This is a genomic window from Blastococcus sp. TML/M2B (genome assembly GCF_016612865.1).
Taxonomy (GTDB): Bacteria; Actinomycetota; Actinomycetes; order Mycobacteriales; family Geodermatophilaceae; genus Blastococcus.
Genome location: NZ_JAENZZ010000002.1, coordinates 886,557 through 913,552 on the forward strand (window position 1 = coordinate 886,557; position 26,996 = coordinate 913,552).

Here is a 26,996-nt window from a genome sequence, read left to right on the forward strand (position 1 = left end):
GACACCAACTCCGCACTCGGCGAGGCGGGTCAGCGGCGCGGGACGGCGACCCACCCCTCGGTGCCGCGCAGCGTCGTCTTCAGCACCTTGCCGCCGGCGTTCCGCGGCAGCGCGTCGTCGAGCACGCGGACGAACTGCGGCACCTTGTAGTCGGCCAGCCGCTCGCGGGCGAAGGCGATCAGCGAGGGCACGAAGTCCTCCGGCGCGCCGGGGCGGGGCAGCACGACCGCGCCCACCTTCTCCCCCATCACGGGGTCGGGGACGCCGACGACGGCGACCTCGAGGACGTCGGGGTGCGCGGTGAGCGCGTTCTCCACCTCGACGGAGTACACGTTCTCGCCACCGCGGTTGATCATGTCCTTGGCGCGGTCGACGATCCGCACCATGCCGTCGGTGATCGCGGCGATGTCGCCGGTGTGCAGCCAGCCGTCGACGAAGGTCTCCGCCGTCCGGGCCGGGTCGTTCCAGTAGCCGGCGACCACGTTCGGGCCGCGCACCAGCAGCTCCCCCACCCCGGACACCGGGTCGGGCGCGTCGAGGCGCACCTCGTTCACCGGCGTCGGGAAGCCGACCGACTCGGCGTGGTCCACCGCGTACTCGTGCGGCAGGAAGGTGGCGATCGCCGACGTCTCCGACAGCCCGAACCCGTTGCCCACGCGGGCGTTCGGGAAGGCGTCGAGCAGTCGGTGGACCAGCTCCGGGGCGATCGGCGCCCCGCCGTAGCTGAGCGTCCGGATCGACGAGACGTCGGTGGTCGCGAAGTCGGGGTGCCGCAGCGCCAGCTCGAAGATCGTCGGCACCGCGGTGACCAGCGTGACCCGGTGCTCCTGGATCGCGGCCAGGAACGCCGCGGGCTGGAACTGCGGCATGACGACCGACTGCCCGCCCAGGCCCATCTGCGACATGAACTGCGAGCAGCAGCCGGTGACGTGGAACAGCGGCACCGAGATCAGCCCGACGTGCTCCGGCCCGCGGTCCAGCCGCCGGCAGCGGATGACGCTCTCCACCGTCGACAGGAAGTTCTCGTGGGTGAGCATCGCGCCCTTGGGGCGGCCGGTGGTGCCCGACGTGTAGAACAGCGCGGCGACGTCGCCGTGCTCGCGCCGCGGCACCTCACCCGGCTCGCCGTCGGGCAGCGGCTCCCCCGGCAGGACGACGAAGGACGCGCCGCAGTCGCCGAGGATGTACTCGACCTCCGGCTCGGCCAGCCGGGTGTTCATCGGGACGACGACCGCCCCGGCCAGGTGCCCGCCCCAGAAGGCCAGCGCCCAGTCCAGCCCGTTGCCCAGCCGGATCGCCACCCGGTCGCCGGGACGCACCCCGGCGTCGCGCAGGCCACCGGCGACCCGCAGCGCGCGGTCCCACAGCTCGCCGAAGGTGATCGACGGGCCGCCCAGCTCGACGACCGCCGTCCGCTCCGGATAGCGGCCGACCGTCGTCCGCAGCATGTCGACGACGGTCCGCTCCAGCCCGGTGTAGCGGCGGATCCCGTCCTCGCCGACCTCGATGCCGCTGGTGTCGAACGGTCCGTCGACCACGTGCTCCCCCAGTCCCGGCACCCGCTCGGTGCCCGCTCCCGGCATTCTGCGCCGGATGCCCGGTCCCGGTACTGCCGGGGCCGCTCGAGCTCGCCGCTGGGTGATGTCGGCCCCTCGGGGTGTACGCGGCGGCGCGACCGGGCAGGCTGGCGGGGTGAGCGACGCGAGCAGGAGCGGTTCGGGGTACGTCGAGGCCGACTACCAGCGGGACACGAAGTACATCGAGGACCGCATCACCGCCGACGGGCGGGACGGCTGGCCGGTCGAGGCCGGCCGCTACCGGCTGATCGCCGCGCGGGCCTGCCCCTGGGCCAACCGCACGATCATCGTGCGCCGGCTGCTCGGCCTGGAGCAGGCGATCTCGATGGGCCTGGCCGGGCCCATGCACGACGAGCGCAGCTGGACCTTCGACCTGGACCCTGGTGGCCGCGACCCGGTGCTCGGTTACGAGCGGCTGCAGGAGGCGTACTTCGCCCGCGACCCCGAGTACCCGAAGGGCATCACGGTGCCGGCCGTCGTCGACATCCCGACCAAAGCCGTCGTCACCAACAACTTCCCGCAGATCACCCTCGACTTCTCCACCGAGTGGACGCAGTTCCACCGCGACGGCGCCCCCGACCTCTACCCGGAGCACCTGCGCGACGAGATGGACGAGGTGATGCAGCGGATCTACACCGAGGTCAACAACGGGGTGTACCGCTGCGGCTTCTCCGGCTCCCAGCGCGCCTACGACAAGTCCTACGAGCGGCTGTTCACCGCGCTGGACTGGCTGGAGGAGCGGCTCACCGACCGCCGCTTCCTGATGGGCGACACCATCACCGAGGCCGACGTCCGGCTGTTCACCACCCTGGCCCGCTTCGACGCCGTCTACCACGGCCACTTCAAGTGCAACCGGCAGAAGCTGACCGAGTTCCGCGCGCTGTGGGGCTACGCCCGCGACCTGTTCCAGACCCCCGGGTTCGGCGACACGACGGACTTCCCGCAGATCAAGGAGCACTACTACGTCGTCCACGCCGACATCAACCCGACGCAGATCATCCCGGCCGGCCCGGACACCTCGGTCTGGCTGACGCCGCACGGCCGCGAGGAACTCGGCGGCTCCCCGTTCGGCGACGGCACGCCGCCCGGGCCGACGCCGGAGGGCGAGCGCGTGCCCGCCGACCACGGTCCCGGGGGCATCCCCCACCGCTGATCCGGAGGCGGCGCGGGCGCGGCGATACCCTGGAGGCACCTCCCCCGTCTCCCGAAGGGCCCGACCCGGTCCTCGCACAACCAGAGGAGCCCGCTCGTGCGGCCCGCTTTCTTCACGCTGTCCGCTGACCGGTTCGTCCCGCACGAGGATGCCCGCAGCTGGTGGACCCCCGGCATGCTGAGCGGCCCGCTGCTCGGTGGCCTGCTCGCCCGCGCCCTCGAGACCGCGCACGGCGCCCCGGAGTTCCAGTTCAGCCGGCTCACCGTCGACCTGTTCCGCAACGCCCCGTTCGAGCCGATCGAGATCACCACCGAGGTCATCCGCGAGGGCCGCCGCATCCGCGTGACCGAGGCGAAGGTGCACACGAGCAAGGGCGTGGTCGCCCGCGCCAGCGGCGTGCAGCTGCGCCGCGGCGAGCAGCCGCCCAGCCCCGTCCCGACCCGCACGCCGGTCTGGGACACGCCGAGCCCGGCGGGCCTGCCCGACGCCTACAACGACGTCGTCCCGGACGGCGACTTCTCCCGTCGCGGCATGTGGATCCGCGCCGACCGCCCCCTGGTGGCCGGCGAGGAGCTCTCCCCGTTCGTGCGCGTCGCGCTCGCAGCCGACGAGGGCAGCCCGGTCGCGCACCGCGGCGAGACCGAGCTCGAGTTCATCAACGCCGACTACACGCTCACCCTCAGCCGCGACCCGGTCGGTGAGTACGTCGGGCTGCAGGCCGGCGGCCACGTCAGCCAGGACGGCATCGCCGTCGGGCACGCCACCGTGCACGACGAGAAGGGGCCGATCGGCTTCAGCATGACCACCGCCGTCGCCAACGTCCGGACCGTCTGACGGTGGGGCGCCCCGCCTACTTCACGCCCGCCGCCGAGGGGCTCGTGCCGCACGAGAGCGCGCGCAGCTGGTGGGTGCCGGACATGATCCACGGCCGGCTGCTCGGCGGGCTGCTCGCCCGCGCGCTCCAGACCGAGCACGGGGCCCCGGAGTTCCAGTTCAGCCGGCTCACCGTCGACCTGTTCCGCAACGCCCCGTTCGAGCCGGTGCAGGTGACGACCGAGGTCGTCCGGCAGGGTCGGCGCATCCAGGTCACCGAGGCGCGGGTGCACACGAGCATCGGCGTCGTCGCCCGGGCCGGCGCCGTCCAGCTGCGCCGCGGCGAGCAGCCGCCCAGCCCCGTGCCGACCCGCACGCCGCCGTGGACCGCGCCCGATCCCGCGACGATGCCGCGCTCGGTCGCCGAGTTCGGTGACGACCCCACCCGCCGCCGCATGTGGGTCACCGAGAAGAGCCCGCTGGTGGACGGCGAGGTGCTCTCCCCGTTCGTGCGCGTGGCGCTGGCCGCCGACATGGCCAGCCCGCTGGCGCACCGCGGCGAGGCCGACATCGAGTTCATCAACGCCGACTACACCCTCACGCTCAGCCGCGATCCGGTCGGCACCTCGATCGGGCTGGAGTCCGGCGGCCACGCCAGCGACGACGGCGTCGCGGTCGGGCACTGCACGATGCACGACGTGGAAGGCCCGATCGGGTTCAGCATGGCGGTCGCCGTCGCCAACGTCCGGGCGGGCTGACCGCGCCGGCCCGACTGGCCCCCGCGGGGTGGGCTGCGTCACAGTGGGCCCCGACGGCGGGAGACCGACCGCGCTCCCGCCGGTGGACCAGGGGGAACCGGCATGTACGCACGCTCCACGACCTTCCACGGTGATCCGCACCGGATCGACGACGCGCTCGCCTACCTGCGGGACCGCGCGATGCCCGCACTCATGGGCATGGACGGCTTCGTCGGCCTCTCGATGCTCGCCGACCGCGGCTCGGGCCGGGTCATCATCACCAGCTCGTTCGAGGACCACGCGGCCCTGCAGCGCAGCGCCTCGGAGATGCGCGGCATCCGCGCCCGCACCGCCGACGTCCTGCAGAGCCCGCAGGCGCTCCAGGAGTGGCAGATCGCGCTGATGCACCGCGAGCGCAGCGCACCCGACGGCGCCCGCGCCCGCCTGACCTGGTGCCGCACCGACCCGGACCGGCTCGACCCGCTGCTGGACGCCTACGGCGAGAGCATCGTGCCGCGGCTGACCCAGCTGCCGGGGTTCTGCAGCGTCAGCGTCCTGGCCGACCCCGTGGAGGGTCGCAGCGTCACCGCGGTCACCTTCACCGACGACGACGCCCTGGAGCAGGCCACGGCCCGGCTCGCGCCGTTGCTGGCGGAGCTGGGCCGGCAGCACGCCGGCGAGGTCACCGACGAGGCCACCTTCGACCTCGTCCTCGCCCACCTGCGGGTGCCCGAGACCGTCTGACCCCCGCCCCCGTTGATCATCGTCATCCGGCTGCCCGCCACGCCGGGAGGGCCGACCGTTCGACGATGATCAACAGGGAGGCTGCCGCGGTCAGACCACCCGGGTGAGGGCGGGCCAGAGGCCGTCGGGGCCCTCGGCCAGCAGACCCTGGGCCAGCACCTTCGACCAGAGCAGCTCGCTGCCGGCCTCGTCGCGCCACGACCACAGCCGCTTGGTCAGGTGGTGCAGCCGGTGCTCCTGGGTGAAGCCGATCGCGCCGTGCACCTGGTGGGCCAGCCGCGCGACGACCTCGACCGCCGCACCCGCGCGCACCTTGGCCGCCGCGGCCGCCAGCCAGAAGTCGCCCTCGCCGTGGTGCAGGGACTGCACGGCGGCGTCGGTCAGCGCGGTCACCGCCGTCACCTCGCCGGCCATCTCGGCCAGCTCCATCTGGATCGCCTGGAACTTGGCCAGCGAGCGGCCGAACTGCTGCCGCTCCCCCGCGTACTGCACGGTCCACGCCAGCACCTGCTCCAGCGCCGCGGTCAGCTGCACCGCCCGGGCCAGCGCGTAGCCGGCCCGCAGCTCGCGCACCTGCGCGGCGTTCAGCGGTGCCGCCACGGCCGGGACGCCGTCCAGCGTGAATGTGCTGCGCGGCTCGCCGGCCAGGTTGACCGCGGCCGACGCCGCCAGCCCCGCCGTCGGCAGCAGCGCCAGGACGGCGCCGTCCGGGCCGGTGGCCAGCAGCGCCAGGTGCGCGGCCGTCGCACCCCACGGGACGTCGGCGACCGTGCCGGTGAGCGACCACGCGTCGCCGGCCGGGGTGGCCGCCACGTTCTCGGCGTGCCCGAAGGTGAGCGGCTCGTCGACCGGCGGCAGCGGCAGGCCGGCCGCGATGACCGCGGGGCCGGCCACCAGCAGCTGCTCGGCCACCGGCACCGCGCCCGCGCCGGCCGCCAGCGTGCGGACCACCGCCACCGCGTCGGCCAGCTCACCGCCCGAGCCGCCGGCGCTCTCCGGCAGCCCGACGCCGGTCAGCCCGGTCCCGGCCAGCGCCGTCCAGAGACCGGCGTCCCAGCGCCGCTCGGGCGTCGGGTCGAACGGCTCGTGCCGCCCCAGCAGCCCCTGGACGGTCTCGACCACCAGGTCCTGATCGCTCATCGCAGGCCCAATCCACGCGCCACGATCCCTCGCAGGATCTCGTTGGTGCCGCCCCGCAGCGTGAAGCCGGGCTGGTGCAGCTGCGCCTCGGCCAGCGCCCGCGCCAGCGGGTCGGGCGAGTCCAGCGACGGCAGCACGTCGACCACCCGCCGGACCTCGTCGATCACGTCGGCCTCGAACGTCGTCCCGACGTCCTTGACCAGCGCGGCCGGGATGTTGGGCAGCTCGCCGCGGTCCAGCGCCGCCGCGATCCGCAGCGACATCTGGCGCAGCGCCAGCACCCGGGCCGACAGCCAGGCCCAGCGCCGCCAGCGCGGCCGGGTCCCCCGAGTCGACGACGCGACGTCCGAACTCGGCGACGAGGGGATAGGTCGACAGGAACCGCTCCGGGCCGGACCGCTCGAACGCCAGCTCCGCGGTCACCTGGTGCCAGCCGTCGCCCTCGGTGCCGAGCAGCATGTCGCCGGGGACGACGACGTCCTCGAAGACCACCTCGTTGAAGTGGTGGCCGCCGTCGAGGATGCGGATCGGGTTGACCGTGATGCCCGGCAGCGACAGGTCGACGAGCAGCTGCGACATCCCCGCGTGCCGGTTCGCGGTGTCCACGGGGGCGGTGCGCACGAGCACGATGCCGTAGTGCGAGGCATGCGCGTTCGACGTCCAGACCTTGGCGCCGTTGACCACCCAGTCGCCGTCGCCGTTGCGCACCGCCTTCGTGCGGATCGAGGCCAGGTCGGAGCCGGAATCGGGCTCGGACATGCCGATCACGAAGTAGCACTCGCCGCGGGCGATGCGCGGCAGGATCTCGCGCCGCTGCGCCTCGGTGCCGTAGCGCAGCAGGTTGGGGCCGGACTGCCGGTCGGCGATCCAGTGCGCCGCGACCGGTGCGCCGGCGGCCAGCAGCTCCTCGGTGACGGCGTAGCGCTCCATCGCCGTCCGCTCGTGGCCGCCGTACTGCTTCGGCCAGGTCATGCCCAGCCAGCCGCGGGCGCCCAGCTTGCGCGAGAACTCCGGGTCGACGCCGGAGAGCCAGGTGTCCACGTGCGTGGTGAACGTGCCGGCGGCGAGCTCCTCGGCGAGGAAGTCGCGCACCTCGCCGCGCACCTGCTCGGCGGCCTCCGACCGCGGGGCCGGCGCCAGTGTCAACGGGTTGGTCATGCGACTCCCAGCTCGAGCTGTCCGACGTGCGTCCTGCATCGGTTGTACAGGGCAGCCCGCGCCTGTGCGCGCCCGGCCGTGGTCGTCCTCCCTCGCCGTAGCGCGTCCTCCCTCGTGGTGTGCGCTGAGGGAGGACGCGCGACGATCAGGTCACCTGATCCCGGCGCGGGGGGCGGGTCAGACGCGGGTGAGGACCAGCAGCGCGATGTCGTCGGCGCGGTGCGGGCCGGTGAGCTCGCGCAGCAGGTGGTCGCAGAGCGCGCCGGGGTCCGACGTGCCGGCGGAGGACGCGGCGTGCAGCAGCGCCGCGAAGCCCTCGTCGATGTCGGCGGAGCGGCTCTCCACCAGGCCGTCGGTGAACAGCACCAGGGTGGCGCCCTCGGGCAGCACGCCGATCCACTCGTCGGCGATCGACGGCGGCGCGCCCAGCATCCGGCTCGGCGGCACGGGCAGGAACGACGCGCGCCCCCCGGTGATCAGCACCGGCGGCGGGTGGCCGGCCGAGGCGATCCGCAGCCGGCCGGTGGCGGAGTCCAGGGAGGCGAACAGCGCCGTCGCCATGCGCCGCAGCCCCAGCAGCGGCCAGCCGGCCTGCAGCCGCTCGACGACGGCGCCCGGCGCCGGGCCGTCGGCGAGCAGCGCCCGGTAGACGCTGCGCAGCTGGCCCATCGTGGCGGCGGCGGTGATGTCGTGGCCGACGACGTCGCCGACGGCCAGGCCGATCTCGTCCCCCGGCAGCCGGACGACGTCGTAGAAGTCCCCGCCGACGTCCACCCCGCGGGTGGCGGCCAGGTAGCGCACCGCGATGGACAGCCCCTCCAGCTCCGGGGGCGCCGGCGGCAGCAGGTTGCGCTGCAGCGCGTGCGAGGTGCGGACGGCGAGGTCGAAGCGCTGTGCCCGCGCCACGACGAGCCCGAGCTGCAGGGCCAGCTGCTCGGCCACCTCGACGTCGGCGACGGTGAACGGCCCGCGGCGGCGGTCGGTCGCGACGGTGAGGACGCCGAGCTGCCGCCCCTCCACGGTCAGCGGCACGGCCACGACGCCGGCGATGTCGAGTGCCCGCATCGCCGCGAGGTGCTCCTCGTCGACCGCGATCGAGCGCAGGAAGTCGTCGTCCACCGCGCGGATCCACTCGGTGCCGCCGCCGCGCAGCGCCCGCACGCTGGGGTGCGTCGCCGAGCGGCGCGGCAGGTGCCGGCTGCGCAGCTCCTCGACCAGGTGCGCGAGCCCGGGGTCGCGGTGCCGCACCGCGGGGCGGGTCAGCCCCTCGTCGGTCTCCAGGTCGATGACGCACAGGTCGGCCAGCCGGTCCACGACCAGCCCCGCGACCAGCTCGACGGTCTCGGCGACGTCGGCGGCCTCGGCGAGCAGGCGGGCCGCCTCCAGCAGGAAGGACGCGCGGGCGGCCTGCCGCGCCGTCTGCTCGTGCAGCCGCGCCCGCTCGAGGGCCTGCCCCGCCTGGCGGCCGATGGTCCACAGCAGGTTCACCGAGGCCGTCGCCAGCTCCGCGCCCTCCCCCGGCTCCACCAGGCTGATCAGGTCGCCGGCCACGTCGCCGCGGGCCAGCACGAGCACGCCGAGCCGGCGGCCGTCGGCGCTCACCGGCACGACGACCAGATCGGACAGCTGCGCGGCGGCCATCGCGGCTGCGAGCGCGGGCCGGTCGGCCCGCAGCTGGTCGGTGAGCGCGATCGTCCGCACGCCCCGTGCCAGCTCCACGGCCAGCCTGCTGCCCGCGGCCTCGCGCAGCTCCCGCAGCACGTCGTCCGGCACGCCGTCGGAGCGCACCGGCCGCAGGGCGGGCAGCGCCTCGGGGTCGTGCGGATCGGCCTCGACCAGCACCAGCGCCGCCCCGCGGGCCTGCAGCGCCTCGCGGCTGCGCTCGACGATCACCGCGGCGACGTCCTCCACCGAGACCGCGGCTGCGAGGTCCGAGACCACCATCTGCAGGGTCAGCGAGCGCCGCTCGGACTCCTCGGCGGCCTGCTGCGCGGCGAGCAGCTCGCGCTCGTACCTCCGGCGGGCGGTGGCCTCGAAGACCGTCGCGCGGATGAGCAGCGGAGCGCCGTCGTCGTCCCGGATCTCCACGGCGTTGGCCAGGCAGGACAGCGGCTGCCCGTCGACGCGCACCAGGTCCAGCGCGATCTCCCGGACCGCGCCCTGCATGCGCAGCAGCGGCACCAGGTGCGTCTCGTAGTAGACCCGCCCGCCCATGCTCAGCAGGTCCTGGAAGCGGACGCCGAGCACCTCGTCGGCCGAGCGCCCGATCCACTCGCAGAAGGTGCGGTTGACCTTGACGATCCGCCCGTCTGGCACCGTCGAGAGGTATCCCATCGGCGCGTTCTCGTAGAGGTCGGCCGGGTCGTCCTCCAGCAGCCGGTCCAGCCGGCCCACGTCGTCGGGGTCCGGTCCCCCGGCGCCCCTGAGCGTCGACACGCTCACCCCGGCAGGAAGGCCCGGATCGCGGCCGCCGTCTCCTCGGGCGCGCTCAGGTGCGGGCAGTGGCCGGTGGCGGCGAGCTGGGTGAACGTGCTGCCGGGGATGTGCTCGTGCACGTAGCGGCCGACCACCTCGGGGGCGATGACGTCCTGGCTGCACTGCAGCACCAGCGTCGGGACGTGCACGCTCGCGAGGTCGGCGCGGTTGTCCGACAGGAAGGTCACGCGGGCGAAGTGCCGGGTGATGTCGGGGTCGGTCCGGCAGAAGCTGTTGGTGAGCTCGGCGGCCATCTCCGGGTGGTCGGGCACGCCCATGATCACCGGGGCCATCTGCCGGGACCAGCCGAGGTGGTTGGCGTCCAGCGCCTCGAGCAGGCCGGCGATGTCGGTGCGGCTGAACCCGCCCACGTAGTCGCCGTCGTCGACGTACCGCGGGCTCGGGCCGATCATCACCAGCGCGCCGAACAGCTCCGGGGCCTCCTGCAGGGCCAGCACGCCGATCATCGCGCTCACGGAGTGCCCCACGAAGACCACGTCGCGGAGCTCCAGCTCGCGGCAGATCGCCACGACGTCGGCGGCGTACCCGCGCAGCGAGTTGTAGGTCGCGTGGTCGTAGGCCGACAGGTCGGAGTTGCCCGCGCCCACGTGGTCGAACAGCACGATGCGGTGATCGTCCTCGAACTCCGGGACGACGAAGCGCCACATCTCCTGGTCGCAGCCGAACCCGTGCGCGAACACCATCGGACGCCCGTCCGGTGTCCCGCCGAGACGCACGCAGTTGCGCTCCAGGACGTTCCCCACGCCCGAACCCTAGAGGAGGAGGGAGGTCGTGTCTGTGCCTCCCGGCGCCTCCGCCGGTGACCCCGGGTCAGCCTGCGGGGACGGAGGGACGCCCTCCTCCGGCGCGGCGAAGGCCGTGACCGGCGGGTTCCGGAAAGCCCTGTGCGCGCGGTCCCGGGCGGTCCTACTCTCGCCGCGTCGCACCCCGGAACCCCCGGGGTCCGGACCCGAGCCGCCAGCGAGGCCTCCGCATGACCGCCGCCCACGTCGGTACCGCCACCCCCGTCCTGCCGGTGCCGCGCGCGCCCGCCGACGACGCGCTCCCCGCACCGGACGCCGCAGCCCTCCCCGCGCCCGGCGGCCGCGCGGCGGGCTCCCCGCGGGTGCTCCACCGGCTGCTGCGCCGCGAGCTGCGGCTGCTGGCCGACCTGCTGTCGTGGGCGCCGCCGGACGAGCCCGCGCGCACCCGCGCCCTCACCGCGCACGTCGACCTGGTCTCCCGGCTGCTGCTCGCCCACCACCGGTTCGAGCGCGAGGCGCTGTGGCCGGAGCTGCTGACCGCCGTCCCCGCCGGCTCGGAACCCGGGCTGCGCGCCGCCGTCGCCACCTGGACGGTGCGGGCCGCCCGCATCGATTCCGCGGTGCGCGACCTCTCCACCGCGTCCCGCCAGTGGGCGGTCACCGGCAGCTGCGCCGCTCGCGACGCCCTGGCGCGGTCCTGCCGCCGGATCGCCGACGAGGTGGACGCGCACCTCGCCGAGGAGGAGCGCGTCCTCGTCCCGCTGCTCGAGGCGCACCTCGACCCGGCCCGCTGGGCGGCGGTCGCGGCGGTCGCCTCCTGCCGGCTGACCGGCCGCGAGCGGCGGCTCGTGCTCGGCCTCGCGCTCGAGGACTCCTGCGCCGCGGAGCGCGCCCGCCTGCTCGACGGGCTCCCCGCGCGGCGGCGCCTGGCGTGGCGGGTGGCGGGCGCCCGCCGCTACCGCGCCGCCGTCGTCCGCCTGCGGGGTGCGCCGCCCGCCGCTTAGCGCCGGGTCAGTAGCGCGACGTCCCGCAGTCGGTGCACCGCTTGCGGACGGCGCGGGTCTCGGTGCGGCAGTTCTCGCAGGTCCAGGTGGCGTCGTGCGCGGCGCCGTCGGGAGCGGTCCGGACGTCCGGCCGCTCGAGGGTGCTGGTGGTCATCGGGGTTCTCCTCCCTCGGGGACGCCTCCGACGCTAGGCAGCGACTGTGTCGCGCAGGTGACCGCGAGGTTGCCGCTTCCCCGGCACACCGATGAGTTGGGTCACCGGCCGTGGTCTCCTCTCCCGTGACCGCTTTCGTCCTGGTGCCCGGAGCGGGCGGCGCCGCCTCGTACTGGCAGCTCCTGGTCCCCGAGCTCGAGCGCCGGGGCCAACGCGCGCTGGCCGTCGGCCTGCCCGCCGCGGACCCCGCCGCCGGGCTGGCCGCCTACGCCGACACCGTCGTCGGCACGGTGCGGACGGCGCTCGGCGAGGAGCCCGACCCGGTCGTCCTCGTCGCGCAGTCGATGGGCGGGCTGACCGCGCCGCTGGCGTGCGACCGCCTGCCGGTCCGCCTGCTGGTGCTGCTCAACGCGATGGTGCCGTGCCCGGGCGAGATTGGCGGTGAGTGGTGGGGGGCCACCGGTCACGCCGATCCCGGCGACCCGACCGAGGCGTTCTTCCACGACGTCCCGGCCGCCGTGGCCGCGAGGGTGCAGTCCGAGCCGTTCGCGCAGACCGGCCGCCCGTTCGAGGACCCCTGGCCGCTGGAGCACTGGCCCGACGTCCCCACCCGCGTGCTGGCCGGCCGGGACGACCGCTTCTTCCCGATCGGCTTCCAGCGCCGGGTCGCGCGGGACCGGCTGGGTCTGCCCGTCGACGAGGTGCCGGGCGGGCACCTGGTCGCGCTGAGCCGACCCGTGGAGCTGGCCGAGCGGCTCGTGGCCTACCTGGGCGACTGACCCCGCGCGCGCATAATGGGCGGCCGCCCCGCAGGACCCCTGGGACACCCTGCGCACCCCCGACCGAAAGCGGCACGACTTGTCGACAGCTCGAGCCGCGGACGCCCCCGACGCCGGGATCGCCGCGGAACAGCCCTACGTGACCGCGCTGTTCGACCGGCTCGACGAGGTGCGCGCGCGCAGCGTCGGCCGCCTCGAGGACGCGCTGGCGCTCGTGCCGCACAACCCGCAGGCGGTCGGCGAGCGCGAGGCCGCCGTCGAGCTGCACACCCACCGCATCGTCGCCCTCGACGCCGCCGAGCACGGCCTGGTCTTCGGCCGGCTGGACCGGCACGAGTCCGACACGCCCCGCTACATCGGGCGGATCGGGCTGTTCGCCGACGGCGCCGAGGAGCCGCTGCTGATCGACTGGCGGGCGCCCGCGGCGCGGCCGTTCTACACGGCGACCCCCCTGCACGACGAGGGCGTGCGCCGTCGCCGGCACATCCGCACCCGCGGCCGGACGGTGGTGAGCGTCGCCGACGAGACCCTCGACATCTCCGCGGCGGCGGCCGAGGGCGCGGCCACCGACCGCGGCGGGCTGGCCGGTGAGTCGGTGCTGCTCGCGGCGCTCAACGCCTCGCGCACCGGCCGGATGACCGACATCGTGCGCACGATCCAGGCCGAGCAGGACCGGATCATCCGCGCCGACGTGAAGGGCGTGCTGGTCGTGCAGGGCGGGCCGGGCACCGGCAAGACCGCCGTCGCGCTGCACCGCGCCGCCTACCTGCTCTACACGCACCGCGAGCGGCTGGCCCGCAGCGGGCTGCTCGTCGTCGGCCCCTCCCCCACGTTCCTGCGCTACATCGCCGACGTGCTGCCCTCGCTCGGCGAGACCGGTGTCGTGCTGGCCGACCTGGGCGGGCTGCGCCCCGGCCTGCAGGCGCACGCGCCGGAGGCCCCCGCGGTCGCCGAGCTCAAGGGCGCCGGCTGGTCATGGCCGACGTCGTCGCCGCCGCGGTGAAGCGGCGGCAGGCGGTGCTCGACCGGCCCGCCGAGCTGGTCATCGACGGCGTCCCCCTGCGGTTCACCAAGGCGGACGCTGCGAAGGTGCGCAGCCGCGCCCGCGCCGCCTCGCGGGTGCACAACGAGGCCCGCCCGGCCGCGGCCCGCACGGTGATCGAGCTGGTCGCCCGCAAGTACGCCGACAAGCTGGGCGAGAACGTGCTGGGCGGGGCGAACCTGCTGGACGCCGGCGACGTCGCCGCGCTGCGCCGCGAGGTCGCCGCCGAGCCGGCGGTGCACTCGTTGATCGACCGGCTGTGGCCGCGGCTCACCGCCGAGCGGGTGCTGCGCGACCTGTTCGCCTCGCGCGCCCAGCTCGACGCCGTCGCTCCCGCGCTGACCGCGGAGGAGCGCGCACTGCTGCACCGGGCGCCGTCGGCACCGTGGACGCCGGCCGACGTGCCGCTGCTCGAGGAGGTCGACGAGCTGCTCGGCATCGACGAGACCGCGCAGCGCCGGGCCGAGGAGCGCGACCGGCAGCGCCGGCTGCGCGACGCCCAGGAGACCCTGGACATGCTGCACGGCTCCCGCTCGCTGGACGCCGAGACCGAGGACGAGGCCGAGGAGCTGCTGGCCGGGGACCTGCTCGACGCCGCGGGGCTGGCCGACCGGCAGGAGGAGACCGACTACCGCAGCACCGCCGAGCGGGCGTCGGCGGACCGCACCTGGACCTACGGGCACATCATCGTGGACGAGGCGCAGGAGCTGTCGGCGATGGCCTGGCGGCTGCTGCTGCGCCGCTGCCCCACCCGCTCGATGACCGTGGTGGGCGACGTGGCCCAGACCAGCACCCTGGCCGGCGCGACCAGCTGGGCCGAGGTGCTCGACCCGCACCTGGGACGCACCTGGCAGCTGGCCGAGCTGACCGTCAACTACCGGACGCCCAGCGAGATCATGGACGTGGCCACCGAGGTGCTCGCCGCCACCGGTGCCGCGACCTCGGCCGCCACCTCGGTGCGCTCCACCGGGGTGCTGCCGTGGGCGCAGCAGGTGCCCGACGCCGAGCTCGCGGACGCCGTCGCCGAGGCCGCGCTGGAGTTCGACAAGGAGGAGGGCACCCTCGGGGTGCTCGTGCCGCACAGCCGGCTGGACGCCGTGCGCGCCGCGGTGGAGTCACGCCTGCCGGCCGACCCCGACCGGGCCGACGCGCCGGTCGTCCTCCCGCCCGAGGGCGCCAAGGGCCTGGAGTTCGACTCGGTGCTCGTGGTCGACCCGGCCGCCGTCGTCGCCGAGGGGGTGCGCGGCTGGAACGACCTCTACGTCGTCCTCACCCGCGCCACCCAGCGGCTCGGCGTCCTGCACCCGGACGAGCTGCCGGCCGAGCTCAGCGGGCTCGCACCGCGCTGACCGGCGGGCAGCTCAGGAGCCGCAGCCCCCGGCGCCGCAGGCGCAGCCGCCGCAACCGCCGCCGACCGGGGCGGGTGCCGGCTGGGCCGCGACCGCCCGCAGGTTGACGGCGCTGACCAGCACCGGCACGGCCAGGGCCGCGGTCATCAGCGCCGCGACGACGGTGGCGGCGTCCGAGGCGCGCGCCCAGTCCTGGGCGAGGCCGGTGACGACCAGCAGGCCGGTGACCAGCAGACCCCACACGAGCAGCACCTGACCGCCGCGCCGGGCGGCCCCGGTGCGGGTCAGCAGGGCGAGCGCGCCGCCGAGCAGCACCACCGGCACCGCGACCAGCAGCACGCGGGCCGCGGCCACCTCGGAGACCAGCGCGACCACCAGCGCCACGACGCCGGCTCCGGCCGCGACCGTGCCGAGCGTCCGGGCGCGGCCCGCGAGCTCGCCGTCCAACCCCGGGGCGGTGCGCAGCAGCACCCCGCCGCGCACGGCGAGGAAGAGCCCGAGCGCCCCGAGCAGCAGGCGGGAGCCGCCGTCGGACCACGCGGTGGACGCCACGGCGACGGCGATCATCGCGGCGCCGAGCGCGAGCCACTGCGGCCAGGCGCGGCGGGCGACCTCGGGGGTCGGTCGAGCGGTCAGGACGGTTCCAGCGTTCGCCACGCAGCCAGTGTCCCCCACCGCGGGGGGACGACGGCAGGCACCGGGGCCGTCCGCGTGCCACGCTGGGTCGTTGATCACCACCGATGAGCGGAGTCGCGGATGAGCGGACAGCGGTCCACGAGCGGTGCCCTGGGCGCCGCGGACGGCGACGGCCTGGAGAACCTGGCGCGCGTGGGCCTCCTCGCCTACGGCGTCGTGCACCTGCTGGTGGCCTGGCTGGCGCTCCAGCTGGCCTGGGGGTCCGGCGGCGAGTCGGCCGACCAGTCCGGCGCGCTGTCGACGGTCGCGGAGTCGCCGGTCGGCAAGCCGCTGCTCTGGATCATCGCGATCGGGCTGATCGCCCTCGCGGTCTGGCAGGCGCTGGAGGTGCTGCGCTGGCGCTCGGGCTGGTCGGCGTCCGGGGACGCGCGCAGCCGGGCGGTCAAGAAGTCGGTGAAGGCGGTCGCCAAGGCGGTCGTCTACGCCGCCCTGGCGGTGCTGGCGATCCGCTTCGCCACCGGCGGCGGCTCGTCGAGCTCCCAGCAGCAGCAGCAGGAGACGACGGCCGGGATCTTCGGCTGGCCGGGCGGGCGCTGGCTGGTCGGTGCCGCCGGGCTGGTGCTGCTCGGGGTGGCGGCCTACCACGTCTACAAGGGGGCCACGAAGCGCTTCCTCAAGGAGATCGACCTGGGGCAGGCGCCGGCGTCGGCGACCCGGCTGGTCACCCGGCTCGGCCAGGTCGGCTACCCCGCCAAGGGCGTCGCGTTCGGCGTCGTCGGCGGGCTGCTCGTCCACGCCGCGGTCACCTTCGACCCGGCCGACGCCAGCGGTCTGGACGGCGCGCTGCGGACCATCCTCGACGCGCCCTTCGGCCAGTTCCTGCTGACCCTGGTGGCGCTGGGCATCGCCGCGTTCGGCGCCTACCTCTTCGTCCGCGCCCGGTACCCCGAGCGCACCTGACGCGGGACGACGGGGTGCGCCGGTCGGCGCACCCCGTCGTCCGGGCGGATCAGGTGCGCGGGCCGCCCGCGGCGTAGATGACCTGCCCGCTGATGAAGCCGGTGCCCTCGCTCACGAAGAACGAGACGGTGTGCGCGATGTCCTCGGGGACGCCGGCGCGGGCGACCGGGATCGCCGCGGCGCGCTTGGCCACGTAGGGCTCCCACTCCTCGCCGATCCGCTCGGCGGTCGCCTTGGTCATGTCGCTGACGATGAAGCCCGGTGCGATGGCGTTGGCGGTGACGCCGAACTTGCCCAGCTCGATGGCGAGGGTCTTGGTGAAGCCCTGCAGGCCGGCCTTGGCGGTCGAGTAGTTGGCCTGACCGCGGTTGCCCAGCGCCGAGACGCTGGAGAGGTTGACGATCCGGCCCCACTTCGCCTCGATCATGTGCTTCTGGGTGGCGCGGGTCATGAGGAACGAGCCGCGCAGGTGCACGTTCATGACGACGTCCCAGTCGGCGTCGCTCATCTTGAACAGCAGGTTGTCGCGGGTGACACCGGCGTTGTTGACCAGCACGACCGGCGGGCCGAGCTCGGCGGCGACGCGGTCGACGGCCGCCTGGACCTGCTCGGCGTCGCTGACATCCGCGCCGACGGCCAGCGCCGTCCCGCCGGCGGACTCGATGGCGGCGACGGTGCCGGCGCAGTCCTCTGCCTTGAGGTCCAGGACGGCGACGGCGAAGCCGTCCTGCGCGAGGCGTTGGGCGGTGGCCGCCCCGATGCCGCGCGCCGCGCCGGTGACGATGGCGACCCTGCTCATTGCGTGCTCCCGTTCGTCGTCGTTGCGCGGATCACTCAGGCGACCCGCTCGAACACCGCGGCGAGCCCCTGCCCGCCGCCGATGCACATCGTCTCCAGGCCGTAGCGCGCCTCGCGGCGCTCCATCTCGCGCAGCAGCGTGGCGAGGATCCGGCCGCCGGTCGCGCCCACCGGGTGACCCAGCGAGATGCCGGAGCCGTTGACGTTGGTGCGCTCCCAGTCCTTCTCGGTGAACTCCCACTCGCGGGCGACGGCGAGCACCTGGCTGGCGAAGGCCTCGTTCAGCTCGATCAGGTCGATCTCGGCCAGGCTGAGGCCGGCGATCGCGAGCGCCTTGGCCGTGGCCGGCACCGGGCCGATGCCCATGGTCCGCGGCGGGACGCCGGCGACGCTCCACGAGACGAGCTTCGCCAGCGGGCGCAGCCCGAGCTCGGCGGCCTTCTCCGGGGTGGTCACGATGCAGACGGCGGCGCCGTCGTTCTGGCCGCTGGCGTTGCCGGCGGTGACGGTGGCGGCGTCGTCCTGGCGGCCCATGATCGGGCGCAGCTTGGCCAGCGTCTCGAGGTTGGCGTCGGGGCGGATGTGCTCGTCGCGGTCGACGACGGTGTCGCCCTTCCGGCCCTTCACCGTGACCGGGACGATCTCGTCGGCGAACCGGCCGGCCTCGACGGCCGCGGCGGCGCGCTGGTGGCTGCGCACCGCGTACTCGTCCTGCTCCTCACGGCTGATCTCGTACTCCGCGCGCAGGTTCTCCGCGGTCTCGATCATCCCGCCGGGAACGGGGAAGTTGGTGCCGCCGGCGGTGACGCGTCCGCGCACCAGCCCGTCCTCGAGCAGCACGCCGGTGCCGGCGCGCACCCCCCAGCGCATGGCGGTCGAGTAGAACGGCGCGTTGCTCATCGACTCCGCGCCGCCGGCGAGGACCAGGTCGGACGCGCCGGACTGCACCTGCATGGCGGCGTTGACGACGGCCTGCAGGCCCGAGCCGCAGCGGCGGTCGATCTGGATCCCGGAGGCCGTGACGGGCAGCCCGGCGTTCAGCCCGGCGACGCGGCCGATCGCCGGCGCGTCCATGGTCGGGTAGCAGTTGCCGAGCAGCACGTCCTCGACCGACTCCGGCGGGATCCCGGTGCGCTCGATGAGCGCCCGGATCACCGTGGCGGCGAGCTCCTGCACGGGGACGTCGCGCAGCGAGCCGCCGAATCCGCCGACCGGGGTCCGCAGGGGCTCGCAGATGACCGCATCTCGCACGGGGTTCCTCCAGGCGTAGGTCCGCGTCCGCGGGCCGGAGAGCGGCCGGCGCGGGTCAGGAGGAAGTGTGCCCCGCGGCACACGGGTCCGCGCACGCACCCTCCCGCCGTCCCCGGCCGGGCGCTCGCGCGGGACGGATCAGGCGACCCCGGCGTCCTCGGCCGCGGGGGCGACCTCCTCGACGCCGAGCAGCTGCGCGAGCCCGGTGATCTGCAACGGGCGCATGACCGCCCGGGCGGAGACGAGCACGCGGAGGTCGACGTCGCGCCGGCGGGCGCTCTTGTGCGCGGTGGCGAGCACGCGGAGGCCGGCGGAGTCGAGGAAGGTCACCCCGCGCAGGTCGATGACCAGCCGGTCGGGCGTGCCGGCGATGACGTCGTCGAGGCGGTGCTCGAGCACCGGCGCGGTGGAGGAGTCGATCTCCCCGGCAGCGTGCACCTGCACGGCGGGCCCGTGCGCGACGACGTCGATGCGCAGGAGGTCGGAGGCCGGCGGTACGGCGGACGGTGCGGCCATCGGGTGGACCTCTCGGCAGGTGGTGCCTGGAACCCAGGAGAGCCGACCGGTCGATGCCCGGAACCGGGCCACCCGACTGATGCGTGCCGCGAGGGGGACGGCCGGCTGACGAGCCGTCGGCCCCACCGTAGGAGCCCGCACCCGCTCCTGGCAAGGAGACCCGTGACCTCCCCCCTCCGGGGCCCGGTGGGTGGTGGCCGCACGCAGGTCCCGCGGAGCGGATACTGGGCCGGTGACGACTGAGCCCGCACGCGCACGGTGGAGCCCCGGCCCGGTCCTCGGGGTGGTCGCGGCCGTCGTGCTGGCGGTGCTCGCGTTCCTCGTCCTCGACGTCGTCATCGCCGTGGCCGTGGCCATCGCGCTGCTCACCGTCCTCGGCATGGGGCTCGCGGCCCGTGGCTGGGACGAGCACCTCCACGTTCGAGGAGCGGGAGGCCGAGCGCGCCCGCCGCCGCAAGGCGAAGTGGGAGCAGAACGCGGGCGCCCGCGAGAAGGACCGCCGCCGCTGGGAGGCCCACCGCGCCGCCCAGGCCGCCCGGTCCACCCAGGCCGGCTCGGCCGGCGCCGAGGACCGGGAGCGGTAATTCGCTCGACGGCACCGCGCCCTCGTCCCTAGGGTCCCGGCCATGCGGTACGTCGTGCGGATGCGCACCTCCTCCTGAGTTCCGGGGCCGTTCCGGCCCCGGCCCGCCCCGAGCCTCGTGCTCCCGCCGGGAACGGTTCCCCCCGTCCGGCCGCGGCGACCCGGCCCTGCCCGGTCCCCGATCCCTCTCCCCCGCGCCCACCGGGCACCGTGCTGACCCGGGGGCGTTCCGCACCGCCTCGTCCGGAGGTACCCCGTGTCACGTCCGAGTCCCGTTCCCGCCGGCCCCGCGGCCGATGCCCGCGCCGGCCTGCCCGAGTCCGACACCCCCGCGTTCGACCGCCTCGCGCACGCCGTGCTGGCGTCGTCGTCGGCGCCGCTGGGGCCGCTGCTGCGCGCCCAGCTGCCCGGCACCGCCGGGGTGCAGTGGCTGCGGCACGAGGGCCTGCCGCCGACCACCCGGCCGTCGGCGCTCACCGCGGCGCAGTGGCGCTCGCTGTTCGACTGCTGGACCCGCACCTCGCGGGCACCGTCGGCCGGCGCGCCCCGCGCCGGTCGCGGCGGGCGGCCCTCGACGCACGGGCACGCGCCCGGTGCCGCGGCCATCCCGCGCTGGGGTCAGTAGGACCAGTGCCCGATCGCGTCCTCGGCCGCCAGGTCGAGGACGCGGTCGGGGGCGGCGAACGCCTCGGCCAGCGCCTGGCGCAGCTCCCACCGCCCGGCCCGCCAGGCCAGGGCGCGGCCCAGTGCCGCCGGCGTGCCGTCGACCCGGTCCGGCTCCCCCGGCCACCACGCCACCGGGACGCCGTCGGCGGCCAGCCGCGGATCAACCACCACCTCCCCGGTCAGCTCGCCCACCCCGAGGCGGGCGGCCGCCAGCGCGGCGCCGGGCAGCTCGGCCCACGGCCGTCCCGGCCCCCTCGAGGACGGCGCGCTCCGCACGACCTCCGAGGCCAGGGGGAGGTCCAGCAGGTCGGCCACCGCGGCTCCCCCGGGGACGACGTCGGTTCGGACCAGTGACTGCAACCACGGCGCGTCCAGGACGACGGCGTCCGCCGCCACGCGGTCGGGCGCCACGCGCACCCGCCCCGGCGGGTCCACGTCGACGCCGTCGAGCGCCTCGGCGAGCCGCGGGTAGATGCTGCCGAGCAGGTCGAGCCGCACGACGCGGGCCGGGTCGCCGAGCCGGTGCAGCAGGTCGATCGCGCCGTCGACGTCGGCGAGCACGTCGTCGACCGTCGCGGGTGGGCGCACCAGGCGCAGCAGCCGGTCGTCGAGCTCGGCCAGTTCGTACAGTCCCTGTAACGGGCCTGGTCCGGGTGCCCGCAACCGGTCCGGGCGGCGGCCGTCGAGCACCGGGTGCGTGGCCAGCCACCAGCGCAGGTAGCCGGGCGCCGGGACACCGCCGAGGATGACGTCGTCCCATGCGGCGGCGGGCAGCTCGGCCAGCAGCCGGAGGGCAGCGGGCCAGTCGGCCACCAGCTCCAGGTCGCGGACGGCGGTCAGGGCCGGCCAGTCCGGTGCGGGCGCGTCCCGGGGCAGCCGGTCGAGGACGGCGTCGGCCCACTCCTCCGCCGCGTCGACGTCGAGCGCGTCGGGATCGCCGGCGGTGACCAGCGCGAAGGTGTCGAGCACGCCGACCCGCCGGAGGGCGTCGTGCTCCGCCGCCGCGGCGACGGCTGCGTCGAGCACGCCCAGCGCGCCCGGCTCGAGCACGCCCGCCAGCGGGGCGCCGGGCAGCAGCAGCTCGCCCGCCGGTGCCCACCCGCCGTCGTCGTCGGGCAGGGCGAGCTCGGCGAGCCAGGGCTGCCCGTCGGCCGCCGGGCCGGCCGCGGCCACGAGGGCGAGCACCGCGTCGGCCAGCTCGGCAGGGTCCGGCTCGTCGGGGACGGCGTCCTCGACCGCCGCCAGCGAGTGCTCCACGGCGGCCCGGACCACCGGGTCGGCGAGCACCGCGGCCGCCGTGGCGGGCCGCGCCCCGAGGCGCTCGAGCAGGCGCCGGGCCGCCGGCGGGGCGACGGCGTCGGGATCGGCCAGCCGCAGCCCGAGCGGTGCGAGCCGCGCGGCGGGCAGCCCCTCGACGGGCAGCAGCACCCCGGCCGGTCCGTGCGCGGTGCGGCCGTCGGCGAGGGGCACCGGCAGCGCGCCCAGCTCCTCGCGGTCGGCGCCGTCCAGCGCGGCGTACAGCCGGGCCCACCACCCGGGCGGCCGGTCCACGCCGCGCACCGCCTCGACCGCCTCGGCCGGGCCGATCCGCCGCACGCCGAGCGCGGTGAAGACCGGCGCGTCGGTGCGGCGCGACCAGGCGGCGGGCAGCAGGCCCGGCAGCACCCCGGCGAGGGCGGCCACCCGCGCCTCGTCGGCGTCCTCGAGGACGACCGCGCCGAGCGGCGCGCGGCGCTCCTCCTCCCCCGCGACCGGCAGCCAGTCCTCGGCCGAGAGCCGGTCACCGACGGCGCGGTCCAGCGCCTCGGCCAGCGGCGCCCCGGGCCACCGGCCCGGGTGCGGGAGCAGCGCGAGGACGGCGGGATCGGGCGGCAGCTGCCGGACGAGCGCGGCGAAGGCCCGCGCGGCCTCCGCCACCAGGAGGTCGGTGACCGGGCCGGGCAGCACGTGCCGCCGGTCCGGGCCGAGCGGGAACGGGGCGATCAGCCGCACCGGGAGGCTCAGCGGCTCGTCGCTCGGCGTCGGCGCGTGCACCACCTGGCGGCCCGGCAGCGGGCGCGGCCGGCCGTCGTCGTCCACCGGCACCGCCCAGGTGAGGTCCCAGGCCCGCCGCCCGCGCTCCTCGACCGGCCGGCCGGCGGACAGCTCCGCGGGCAGCTCCCCCGCGGCGGTCGCGACGGCCCACGTCGTCGTGCCCTCGCCGTCGGTGAGCCGGACCAGCGGCGGGGCGCCGTCCCGGGTGAGCAGCCGCCGCCCGCCGTCGGCGATCACCTCGACGCGGTCCAGCCCGGGCAGGGCGAGCAGCAGCTCGGCGTCCAGCGCGGCCAGCGCGGCGGCGACGGTGTCGCGGGCACCGGGCCGCAGCGGCAGCACCACCTCGGTGGCGAACCCCTCCGGCGGGGCGCCGACCGCCGGCTCGGGCAGCCGCAGCACCGGCACGGCGCCGTCGCGCGCGGCTAGCTCGGCGGCGAGGTCGGGCACCGCGGCGACGGCGGCCCGGGTGCGGGCGGCGCTGAACCGCACCCCGCCGGTCGTCGAGCGGACGGCGGGCTCGTCGGTCACCGCGAGCACCGCGGCGAAGCCGACGCCGAACCGCCCGGCGCTCGCCGCGTCGTCCCGCTTGGCCGAGGCCCGCAGCGTCGCCAGACCCTCCACCCCCGCGGCGTCCAGCGGGGCACCGGTGTTCGCCGCGCGCAGCTCCGGCGCGGCCCCGCCGGTGAGCTCGAGCCGCAGCCGGCCGGGCACCCCGGCCCGCCGTGCCGCGTCTGCGGCGTTCTGGGCGAGCTCGACCAGCAGCCGGTCGCGGTAGCCGCCGCGGACCAGGTCCTCCTCGGCGTTCGCGTCCTCGCGGAAGCGGGCCGGGGAGTCGGTCCAGGCCGCGAGCACCCGGCGGCGCAGCTCCGCCGTACCGAACGGGTCGGCGGTGCGCGGGCTCCCCATGGCGCGACCCTAGAGTCCGGGCCGCCCCCTCCGGGTGACTCCGTGGTTGGCGATCTCGGGGATCGGGCAGGGGGACCGACGAGGTCGGCGTCGGGTCGGTCCGAGTACGGGGGGCGGTGACGGTGGGGCTCTGGGAGAGCGCACGCCTGCCGCACGGTTTCACCGAGCTGTGGTGCCAGGACCTCACGTCCCTGTCCGAGCTCGCGACGCTCCGGCAGCGGCTCCGCTCGTCCACGACCGGCCGCACCACCGTCGAGCGCCCCGAGACCGAGCAGTGGTCCGAGCGGCTGGTGCTCATCGCCGACGAACTGGCGTCCAACGCGCTGCGGCACGGCGGCGCCCCGGTGGCCGCCGCGCTGAGCCAGGCGGGCGACGAGTGGCTGATCGCGGTCAGCGACTCCGCCCCCGGTGTCCCGCCCACCCCCGCGCAGGGCCGCGACCCGGGCAAGGGCGGGTTCGGCCTCTACCTCGTCGCCGACCTCTCGGTGCGGCACGGCTGGACGACCGCCGGCCGGGGCAAGAAGACGGCGTGGGCCGTCGTCACCGCGGTCTGACGTTCGACCGGGCCGGACGGCGAACCCGTCGGTAACCTGCGGGACATGTCGCTCGCCGAAGAGATGGACGCGGTCACCGGTACCTCCGCCGGGAGCGTCGACCGCCACGCCACGTCCCGCACCTTCGAGTCCACCGACCCGGCCACCGGCGCGGTCGTCGGGGTCTTCCGCGGTCCACGACGAGGACGCCGTCGCCGAGACGGTCGCGGCGGCCCGCGCCGCCGCCGAGCAGTGGGCGGCCCTGGGCTTCGGCGGCCGCAAGCAGCGGCTCGACGCGTTCCGCGGGTACGTGGCCCGCCGGCTGCACGAGCTCGCCGACCTCGTGCACCGGGAGAACGGCAAGCCGCACGCCGACGCGATCCTCGAGATCAGCCTGGCCATCGACCACCTCGCCTGGGCCGCCGGGCACGCCCGCAAGGCGCTCGGCCAGCGGCGGGTGAGGTCGGGGATGCTCGCGGCCAACCACGCCGCCTACCTCGAGTACCAGCCGCTGGGCGTCGTCGGCGTCATCGGGCCGTGGAACTACCCGGTGTTCACGCCGATGGGCTCGATCGCCTACGCGCTCGCCGCCGGCAACGCCGTCGTCTTCAAGCCCTCGGAGTACACCCCGGCCATCGGCGCGTGGCTGGCCGCCGCCTGGCGGGCCGCCGTCCCGGACGCCGTCGACGTCGTCCAGGTCGTCACCGGCTTCGGCGAGACCGGCAACGCGCTGTGCCGCGCCGGCGTCGGCAAGATCGCCTTCACCGGCTCCGCGCCGACCGGCAAGAAGGTCATGGCCGCCTGCGCCGAGACCCTCACCCCCGTGCTCATGGAGCTCGGCGGCAAGGACGCGATGATCGTCGACGACGACGCCGACGTGGTCGCCGCGGCCGACGCCGCCGTCTGGGGCGCGATGAGCAACGGCGGCCAGACCTGCATCGGCGTCGAGCGCGTGTACGTGACCGAGGCCGTCTACGACCGCTTCGTCTCCGAGGTCACCACCCAGGTGCGCGAGCTGCGCCCGGGGTCGGACGACGAGGCCACCTACGGCCCGATGACGATGCCCTCGCAGATCGACATCGTGAACCGGCACGTGCAGGACGCCGCCTCCGCCGGCGCCCGCGTGATCACCGGCGAGGCCGCCTCCGGTCGGGGCTACGTCGCGCCGACCGTGCTGCTCGACGTCCCGGAGGAGTCCGCGGCGATCCGCGAGGAGACCTTCGGCCCGACGCTGACGATCACGCGGGTGCGCGACGCCGAGGAGGCGCTGCGGCTGACCAACGACACCACCTACGGCCTGGCCGGCTCGATCTTCTCCGGCTCCAAGGCGAAGGCGATGGACCTGGCCCGCCGGATGCGCAGCGGCATGACCTCGATCAACTCGGTGCTGACCTTCGCCTCGGTGCCCGCGCTGCCCTTCGGCGGCGTCGGCGACTCCGGCTTCGGCCGGATCCACGGCGAGGACGGGCTCAAGGAGTTCACCCGCTCGAAGTCGATCACCCGCCAGCGGATCGCGCTGCCGGTCAACGTCATGAGCTTCCGCCGGCCGGCGACCACCGCCGACCAGCTCGCGCGCGTCGTCGGCATGCTGCACGGCCGCCACCGGTGAGCGATCGCACCACCGAGTACGACGTCGTCGTCGTCGGGGCCGGCTCGGCCGGCTCGGCGCTGGCGGGACGGCTGAGCGAGGACCCGTCGCTGCGGGTGCTGCTGCTGGAGGCCGGCGGCTCCGACCGCGTGCTGGAGGTCCAGATCCCGGCGGCGCTGTACAAGGTGTGGCGCACCCGGCGGGACTGGAACTACACGACCGAGGAGCAGCCCGGGCTCGACGGCCGGAAGCTGTTCTGGCCGCGCGGCAAGGTGCTGGGCGGCTCGTCGTCGATCAACGCGATGATCTACATCCGCGGGGCGCGCGCCGACTACGACGAGTGGGCGCGGCTCACCGGGGACGACGGGTGGTCCTACGACGCCGTGCTGCCGCTGTTCCGGCGCATGGAGGACAACGCCCGCGGTGCCGACCGGTGGCACGGGGTGGGTGGCCCGCTCCGGGTCGAGGACCTGCGCTCCCCGCACGCGTGGACCCGCGCCGTGGTCGAGTCCGCCGTCGCGGCCGGCTACCCGCGCAACGACGACTTCAACGGCGCCACGCAGGAGGGCGTCGGGCAGTACCAGGTCACCCAGAAGCGGGGGCGCCGCTGGTCGGCAGCCGATGCCTACCTGCACCCGGTGCCGGACCGGCCCAACCTGACCGTGCTCACCGGCGCCCTGACCACCCGGGTGCTGGTCGAGGGCGGGCGCGCGACCGGCGTCGAGTACCGCTGGAACGGCGCGCTGCACACCGCCCGGGCCGCCGAGGTCGTGCTCTCCGGGGGCGCGGTGAACTCCCCGCAGCTGCTCATGCTCTCGGGCATCGGCCCGGCCGACCACCTGCGCGAGGTCGGGGTCGACGTCGTGCACGACCTGCCCGGCGTCGGAGCGGGGCTGCAGGACCACCCGCTGGTGCCGGTGATCTGGGACGTCCGGTCCGGCGAGTCGCTGTTCCGGGCGGAGTCGCCGTCGGGCTACGCGAAGTGGTTCGGCGCCCGCCGCGGGGCGCTGACCTCGAACCTGGCCGAAGCGGGGCTGTTCACCCGCTCCTCCCCCGGGCTGGCCGAGCCCGATCTGCAGTTCCACTTCCTGCCGGTGAAGTTCTGGCGGCAGGCGGAGGTCGATCCGGACGTCGACGCCTTCACCTCCGCGGTCGTGCTGGTCGACGTGCACTCGCGCGGCTCGGTGCGGCTGCGCTCGGCCGACCCGACGTGGGCGCCGTCGATCGACGCCGGCTACCTGACCGACGAGCGCGACCTGGACGCCCTGGTCTCCGGCGTGCAGAAGGCGCGCGAGATCGCCTCGGTCGGGCCGCTCGCCTCGGTGCTGGCCGACGAGTGGTCGCCGGGCCGGGCCGCTGTGTCGCGGGACGGGCTGCGGGCGAAGGTGCGCGAGACGCTGGAGTCGCTGTACCACCCGGTGTCGTCCTGCCGGATGGGGACGGACGACCTCGCCGTCGTCGACCCCCAGCTGCGCGTGCACGGCATCGACGGCCTGCGGGTGGTCGACGCCTCGGTGATGCCGACGCTGGTCCGCGGCAACACCAACGCCCCGACGATCATGATCGCCGAGCGGGCGGCCGACCTGATCCGCGGCCGCACCGTCGACGCGGAGCTCGCCGCCGCCCGCTGACCCCT

24 protein-coding genes and 2 pseudogenes are annotated in these 26,996 nt (G+C 75.7%); 14 read left to right on the plus strand and 12 right to left on the minus strand.

Translation table 11 applies throughout. The features are described 5' to 3' along the window. Positions 1-29: 29 nt before the first annotated feature. Positions 30-1,538 (minus strand): AMP-binding protein, encoded by a 1,509-nt coding sequence (locus JKP75_RS12780; RefSeq protein ID WP_309229803.1) that lies wholly within the window; start codon positions 1,536-1,538, stop codon positions 30-32. 154 nt (positions 1,539-1,692) lie between these two features. Between JKP75_RS12780 and JKP75_RS12785 the strand changes: the two genes are divergently transcribed. The 4 genes from JKP75_RS12785 (at position 1,693) to JKP75_RS12800 (ending at position 5,024) form a co-directional block, all read left to right on the plus strand. Further along, positions 1,693-2,730 carry a glutathione S-transferase C-terminal domain-containing protein gene (locus JKP75_RS12785; protein ID WP_309229804.1) on the plus strand — a complete coding sequence of 346 codons (1,038 nt, stop codon included), beginning with the start codon at positions 1,693-1,695 and terminating at the stop codon, positions 2,728-2,730. A gap of 96 nt (positions 2,731-2,826) precedes the next feature. After that, positions 2,827-3,564 (plus strand): acyl-CoA thioesterase domain-containing protein, encoded by a 738-nt coding sequence (locus JKP75_RS12790; protein ID WP_200490868.1) that lies wholly within the window; start codon positions 2,827-2,829, stop codon positions 3,562-3,564. A gap of 2 nt (positions 3,565-3,566) precedes the next feature. Further along, entirely contained in the window at positions 3,567-4,301 is a 735-nt protein-coding gene (locus JKP75_RS12795; protein WP_200490867.1) for an acyl-CoA thioesterase domain-containing protein, read from the plus strand. 102 nt (positions 4,302-4,403) lie between these two features. Then, entirely contained in the window at positions 4,404-5,024 is a 621-nt protein-coding gene (locus JKP75_RS12800; RefSeq protein ID WP_200490866.1) for a hypothetical protein, read from the plus strand. 90 nt (positions 5,025-5,114) lie between these two features. On the opposite strand, the gene JKP75_RS12805 is transcribed toward JKP75_RS12800, so the two are convergent. The 5 genes and pseudogenes from JKP75_RS12805 to JKP75_RS12820 form a co-directional block, all read right to left on the minus strand. After that, positions 5,115-6,164, minus strand: a complete 1,050-nt coding sequence (locus JKP75_RS12805) for an acyl-CoA dehydrogenase family protein (protein ID WP_200490865.1) — start codon at positions 6,162-6,164, stop codon at positions 5,115-5,117. Continuing rightward, positions 6,161-6,427, minus strand: coding sequence for a hypothetical protein (locus JKP75_RS21405; RefSeq protein WP_242473496.1), 267 nt, complete (start codon positions 6,425-6,427; stop codon positions 6,161-6,163). The genes JKP75_RS12805 and JKP75_RS21405 overlap by 4 nt, the downstream gene beginning before the upstream one ends. A 271-nt stretch (positions 6,428-6,698) precedes the next feature. Continuing rightward, positions 6,699-7,361 (minus strand): annotated as a pseudogene (locus tag JKP75_RS21410) (acyl-CoA dehydrogenase family protein); the annotation flags it as partial. A gap of 138 nt (positions 7,362-7,499) precedes the next feature. Further along, entirely contained in the window at positions 7,500-9,758 is a 2,259-nt protein-coding gene (locus JKP75_RS12815; RefSeq protein WP_309229805.1) for a SpoIIE family protein phosphatase, read from the minus strand. Positions 9,759-9,760: 2 nt separating this feature from the next. After that, entirely contained in the window at positions 9,761-10,561 is an 801-nt protein-coding gene (locus JKP75_RS12820) for an alpha/beta hydrolase (RefSeq protein ID WP_309229806.1), read from the minus strand. A 230-nt stretch (positions 10,562-10,791) separates the two neighbouring features. Between JKP75_RS12820 and JKP75_RS12825 the strand changes: the two genes are divergently transcribed. Then, on the plus strand, positions 10,792-11,565 hold the full coding sequence (locus JKP75_RS12825) for a hemerythrin domain-containing protein (protein ID WP_200490863.1): 774 nt from the start codon (positions 10,792-10,794) through the stop codon (positions 11,563-11,565). Positions 11,566-11,572: 7 nt separating this feature from the next. On the opposite strand, the gene JKP75_RS12830 is transcribed toward JKP75_RS12825, so the two are convergent. After that, positions 11,573-11,719 (minus strand): hypothetical protein, encoded by a 147-nt coding sequence (locus JKP75_RS12830; RefSeq protein WP_200490862.1) that lies wholly within the window; start codon positions 11,717-11,719, stop codon positions 11,573-11,575. Positions 11,720-11,844: 125 nt separating this feature from the next. Here JKP75_RS12830 and JKP75_RS12835 point away from each other — a divergent pair, with 125 nt between their 5' ends. The 3 genes from JKP75_RS12835 (at position 11,845) to JKP75_RS21420 (ending at position 14,889) form a co-directional block, all read left to right on the plus strand. Continuing rightward, positions 11,845-12,498, plus strand: coding sequence for an alpha/beta fold hydrolase (locus tag JKP75_RS12835; protein WP_200493140.1), 654 nt, complete (start codon positions 11,845-11,847; stop codon positions 12,496-12,498). 79 nt (positions 12,499-12,577) lie between these two features. Next, positions 12,578-13,501 carry a UvrD-helicase domain-containing protein gene (locus JKP75_RS21415; RefSeq protein WP_242473315.1) on the plus strand — a complete coding sequence of 308 codons (924 nt, stop codon included), beginning with the start codon at positions 12,578-12,580 and terminating at the stop codon, positions 13,499-13,501. Then, a complete protein-coding gene (locus tag JKP75_RS21420; RefSeq protein ID WP_242473316.1) occupies positions 13,474-14,889 on the plus strand; it encodes an AAA family ATPase in 1,416 nt (471 codons plus the stop codon). The genes JKP75_RS21415 and JKP75_RS21420 overlap by 28 nt, the downstream gene beginning before the upstream one ends. 12 nt (positions 14,890-14,901) lie before the next feature. Here the strand turns inward: JKP75_RS21420 and JKP75_RS12845 are convergent, their stop codons facing one another. Next, complete coding sequence (locus JKP75_RS12845) at positions 14,902-15,546, minus strand: hypothetical protein (protein WP_200490859.1); 645 nt, start codon at positions 15,544-15,546, stop codon at positions 14,902-14,904. Positions 15,547-15,645: 99 nt separating this feature from the next. Between JKP75_RS12845 and JKP75_RS12850 the strand changes: the two genes are divergently transcribed. Further along, complete coding sequence (locus tag JKP75_RS12850; protein WP_200490858.1) at positions 15,646-16,485, plus strand: DUF1206 domain-containing protein; 840 nt, start codon at positions 15,646-15,648, stop codon at positions 16,483-16,485. Positions 16,486-16,534: 49 nt separating this feature from the next. Here the strand turns inward: JKP75_RS12850 and fabG are convergent, their stop codons facing one another. From fabG to JKP75_RS12865, 3 genes are all read right to left on the minus strand, one after another. Then, positions 16,535-17,284 (minus strand): 3-oxoacyl-ACP reductase FabG, encoded by a 750-nt coding sequence (gene fabG, locus JKP75_RS12855; protein WP_200490857.1) that lies wholly within the window; start codon positions 17,282-17,284, stop codon positions 16,535-16,537. 35 nt (positions 17,285-17,319) lie between these two features. Beyond that, positions 17,320-18,534 (minus strand): acetyl-CoA C-acetyltransferase, encoded by a 1,215-nt coding sequence (locus JKP75_RS12860; RefSeq protein WP_200490856.1) that lies wholly within the window; start codon positions 18,532-18,534, stop codon positions 17,320-17,322. 138 nt (positions 18,535-18,672) lie between these two features. Further along, positions 18,673-19,050, minus strand: coding sequence for an STAS domain-containing protein (locus tag JKP75_RS12865; RefSeq protein ID WP_200490855.1), 378 nt, complete (start codon positions 19,048-19,050; stop codon positions 18,673-18,675). A 395-nt stretch (positions 19,051-19,445) separates the two neighbouring features. On the opposite strand from JKP75_RS12865, the gene JKP75_RS12870 reads away from it, so the two are divergent. Next, positions 19,446-19,634, plus strand: a complete 189-nt coding sequence (locus JKP75_RS12870) for a hypothetical protein (RefSeq protein ID WP_200493141.1) — start codon at positions 19,446-19,448, stop codon at positions 19,632-19,634. A gap of 255 nt (positions 19,635-19,889) precedes the next feature. After that, positions 19,890-20,258, plus strand: coding sequence for a hypothetical protein (locus JKP75_RS12875; RefSeq protein WP_200490853.1), 369 nt, complete (start codon positions 19,890-19,892; stop codon positions 20,256-20,258). On the opposite strand, the gene JKP75_RS12880 is transcribed toward JKP75_RS12875, so the two are convergent. Next, positions 20,252-23,239 carry a sacsin N-terminal ATP-binding-like domain-containing protein gene (locus JKP75_RS12880; protein WP_200493142.1) on the minus strand — a complete coding sequence of 996 codons (2,988 nt, stop codon included), beginning with the start codon at positions 23,237-23,239 and terminating at the stop codon, positions 20,252-20,254. The genes JKP75_RS12875 and JKP75_RS12880 overlap by 7 nt on opposite strands. A gap of 116 nt (positions 23,240-23,355) precedes the next feature. Here JKP75_RS12880 and JKP75_RS22910 point away from each other — a divergent pair, with 116 nt between their 5' ends. From JKP75_RS22910 to JKP75_RS24025, 3 genes and pseudogenes are all read left to right on the plus strand, one after another. Further along, a complete protein-coding gene (locus tag JKP75_RS22910) occupies positions 23,356-23,793 on the plus strand; it encodes an ATP-binding protein (protein WP_200490852.1) in 438 nt (145 codons plus the stop codon). Positions 23,794-24,025: 232 nt separating this feature from the next. Next, positions 24,026-25,381, plus strand: a pseudogene (locus JKP75_RS12890) (aldehyde dehydrogenase family protein); the annotation flags it as partial. Further along, complete coding sequence (locus tag JKP75_RS24025) at positions 25,378-26,991, plus strand: GMC family oxidoreductase (protein ID WP_200490850.1); 1,614 nt, start codon at positions 25,378-25,380, stop codon at positions 26,989-26,991. The pseudogene JKP75_RS12890 and the gene JKP75_RS24025, both read left to right, overlap by 4 nt. The last annotated feature ends 5 nt before the right edge of the window (positions 26,992-26,996 follow it).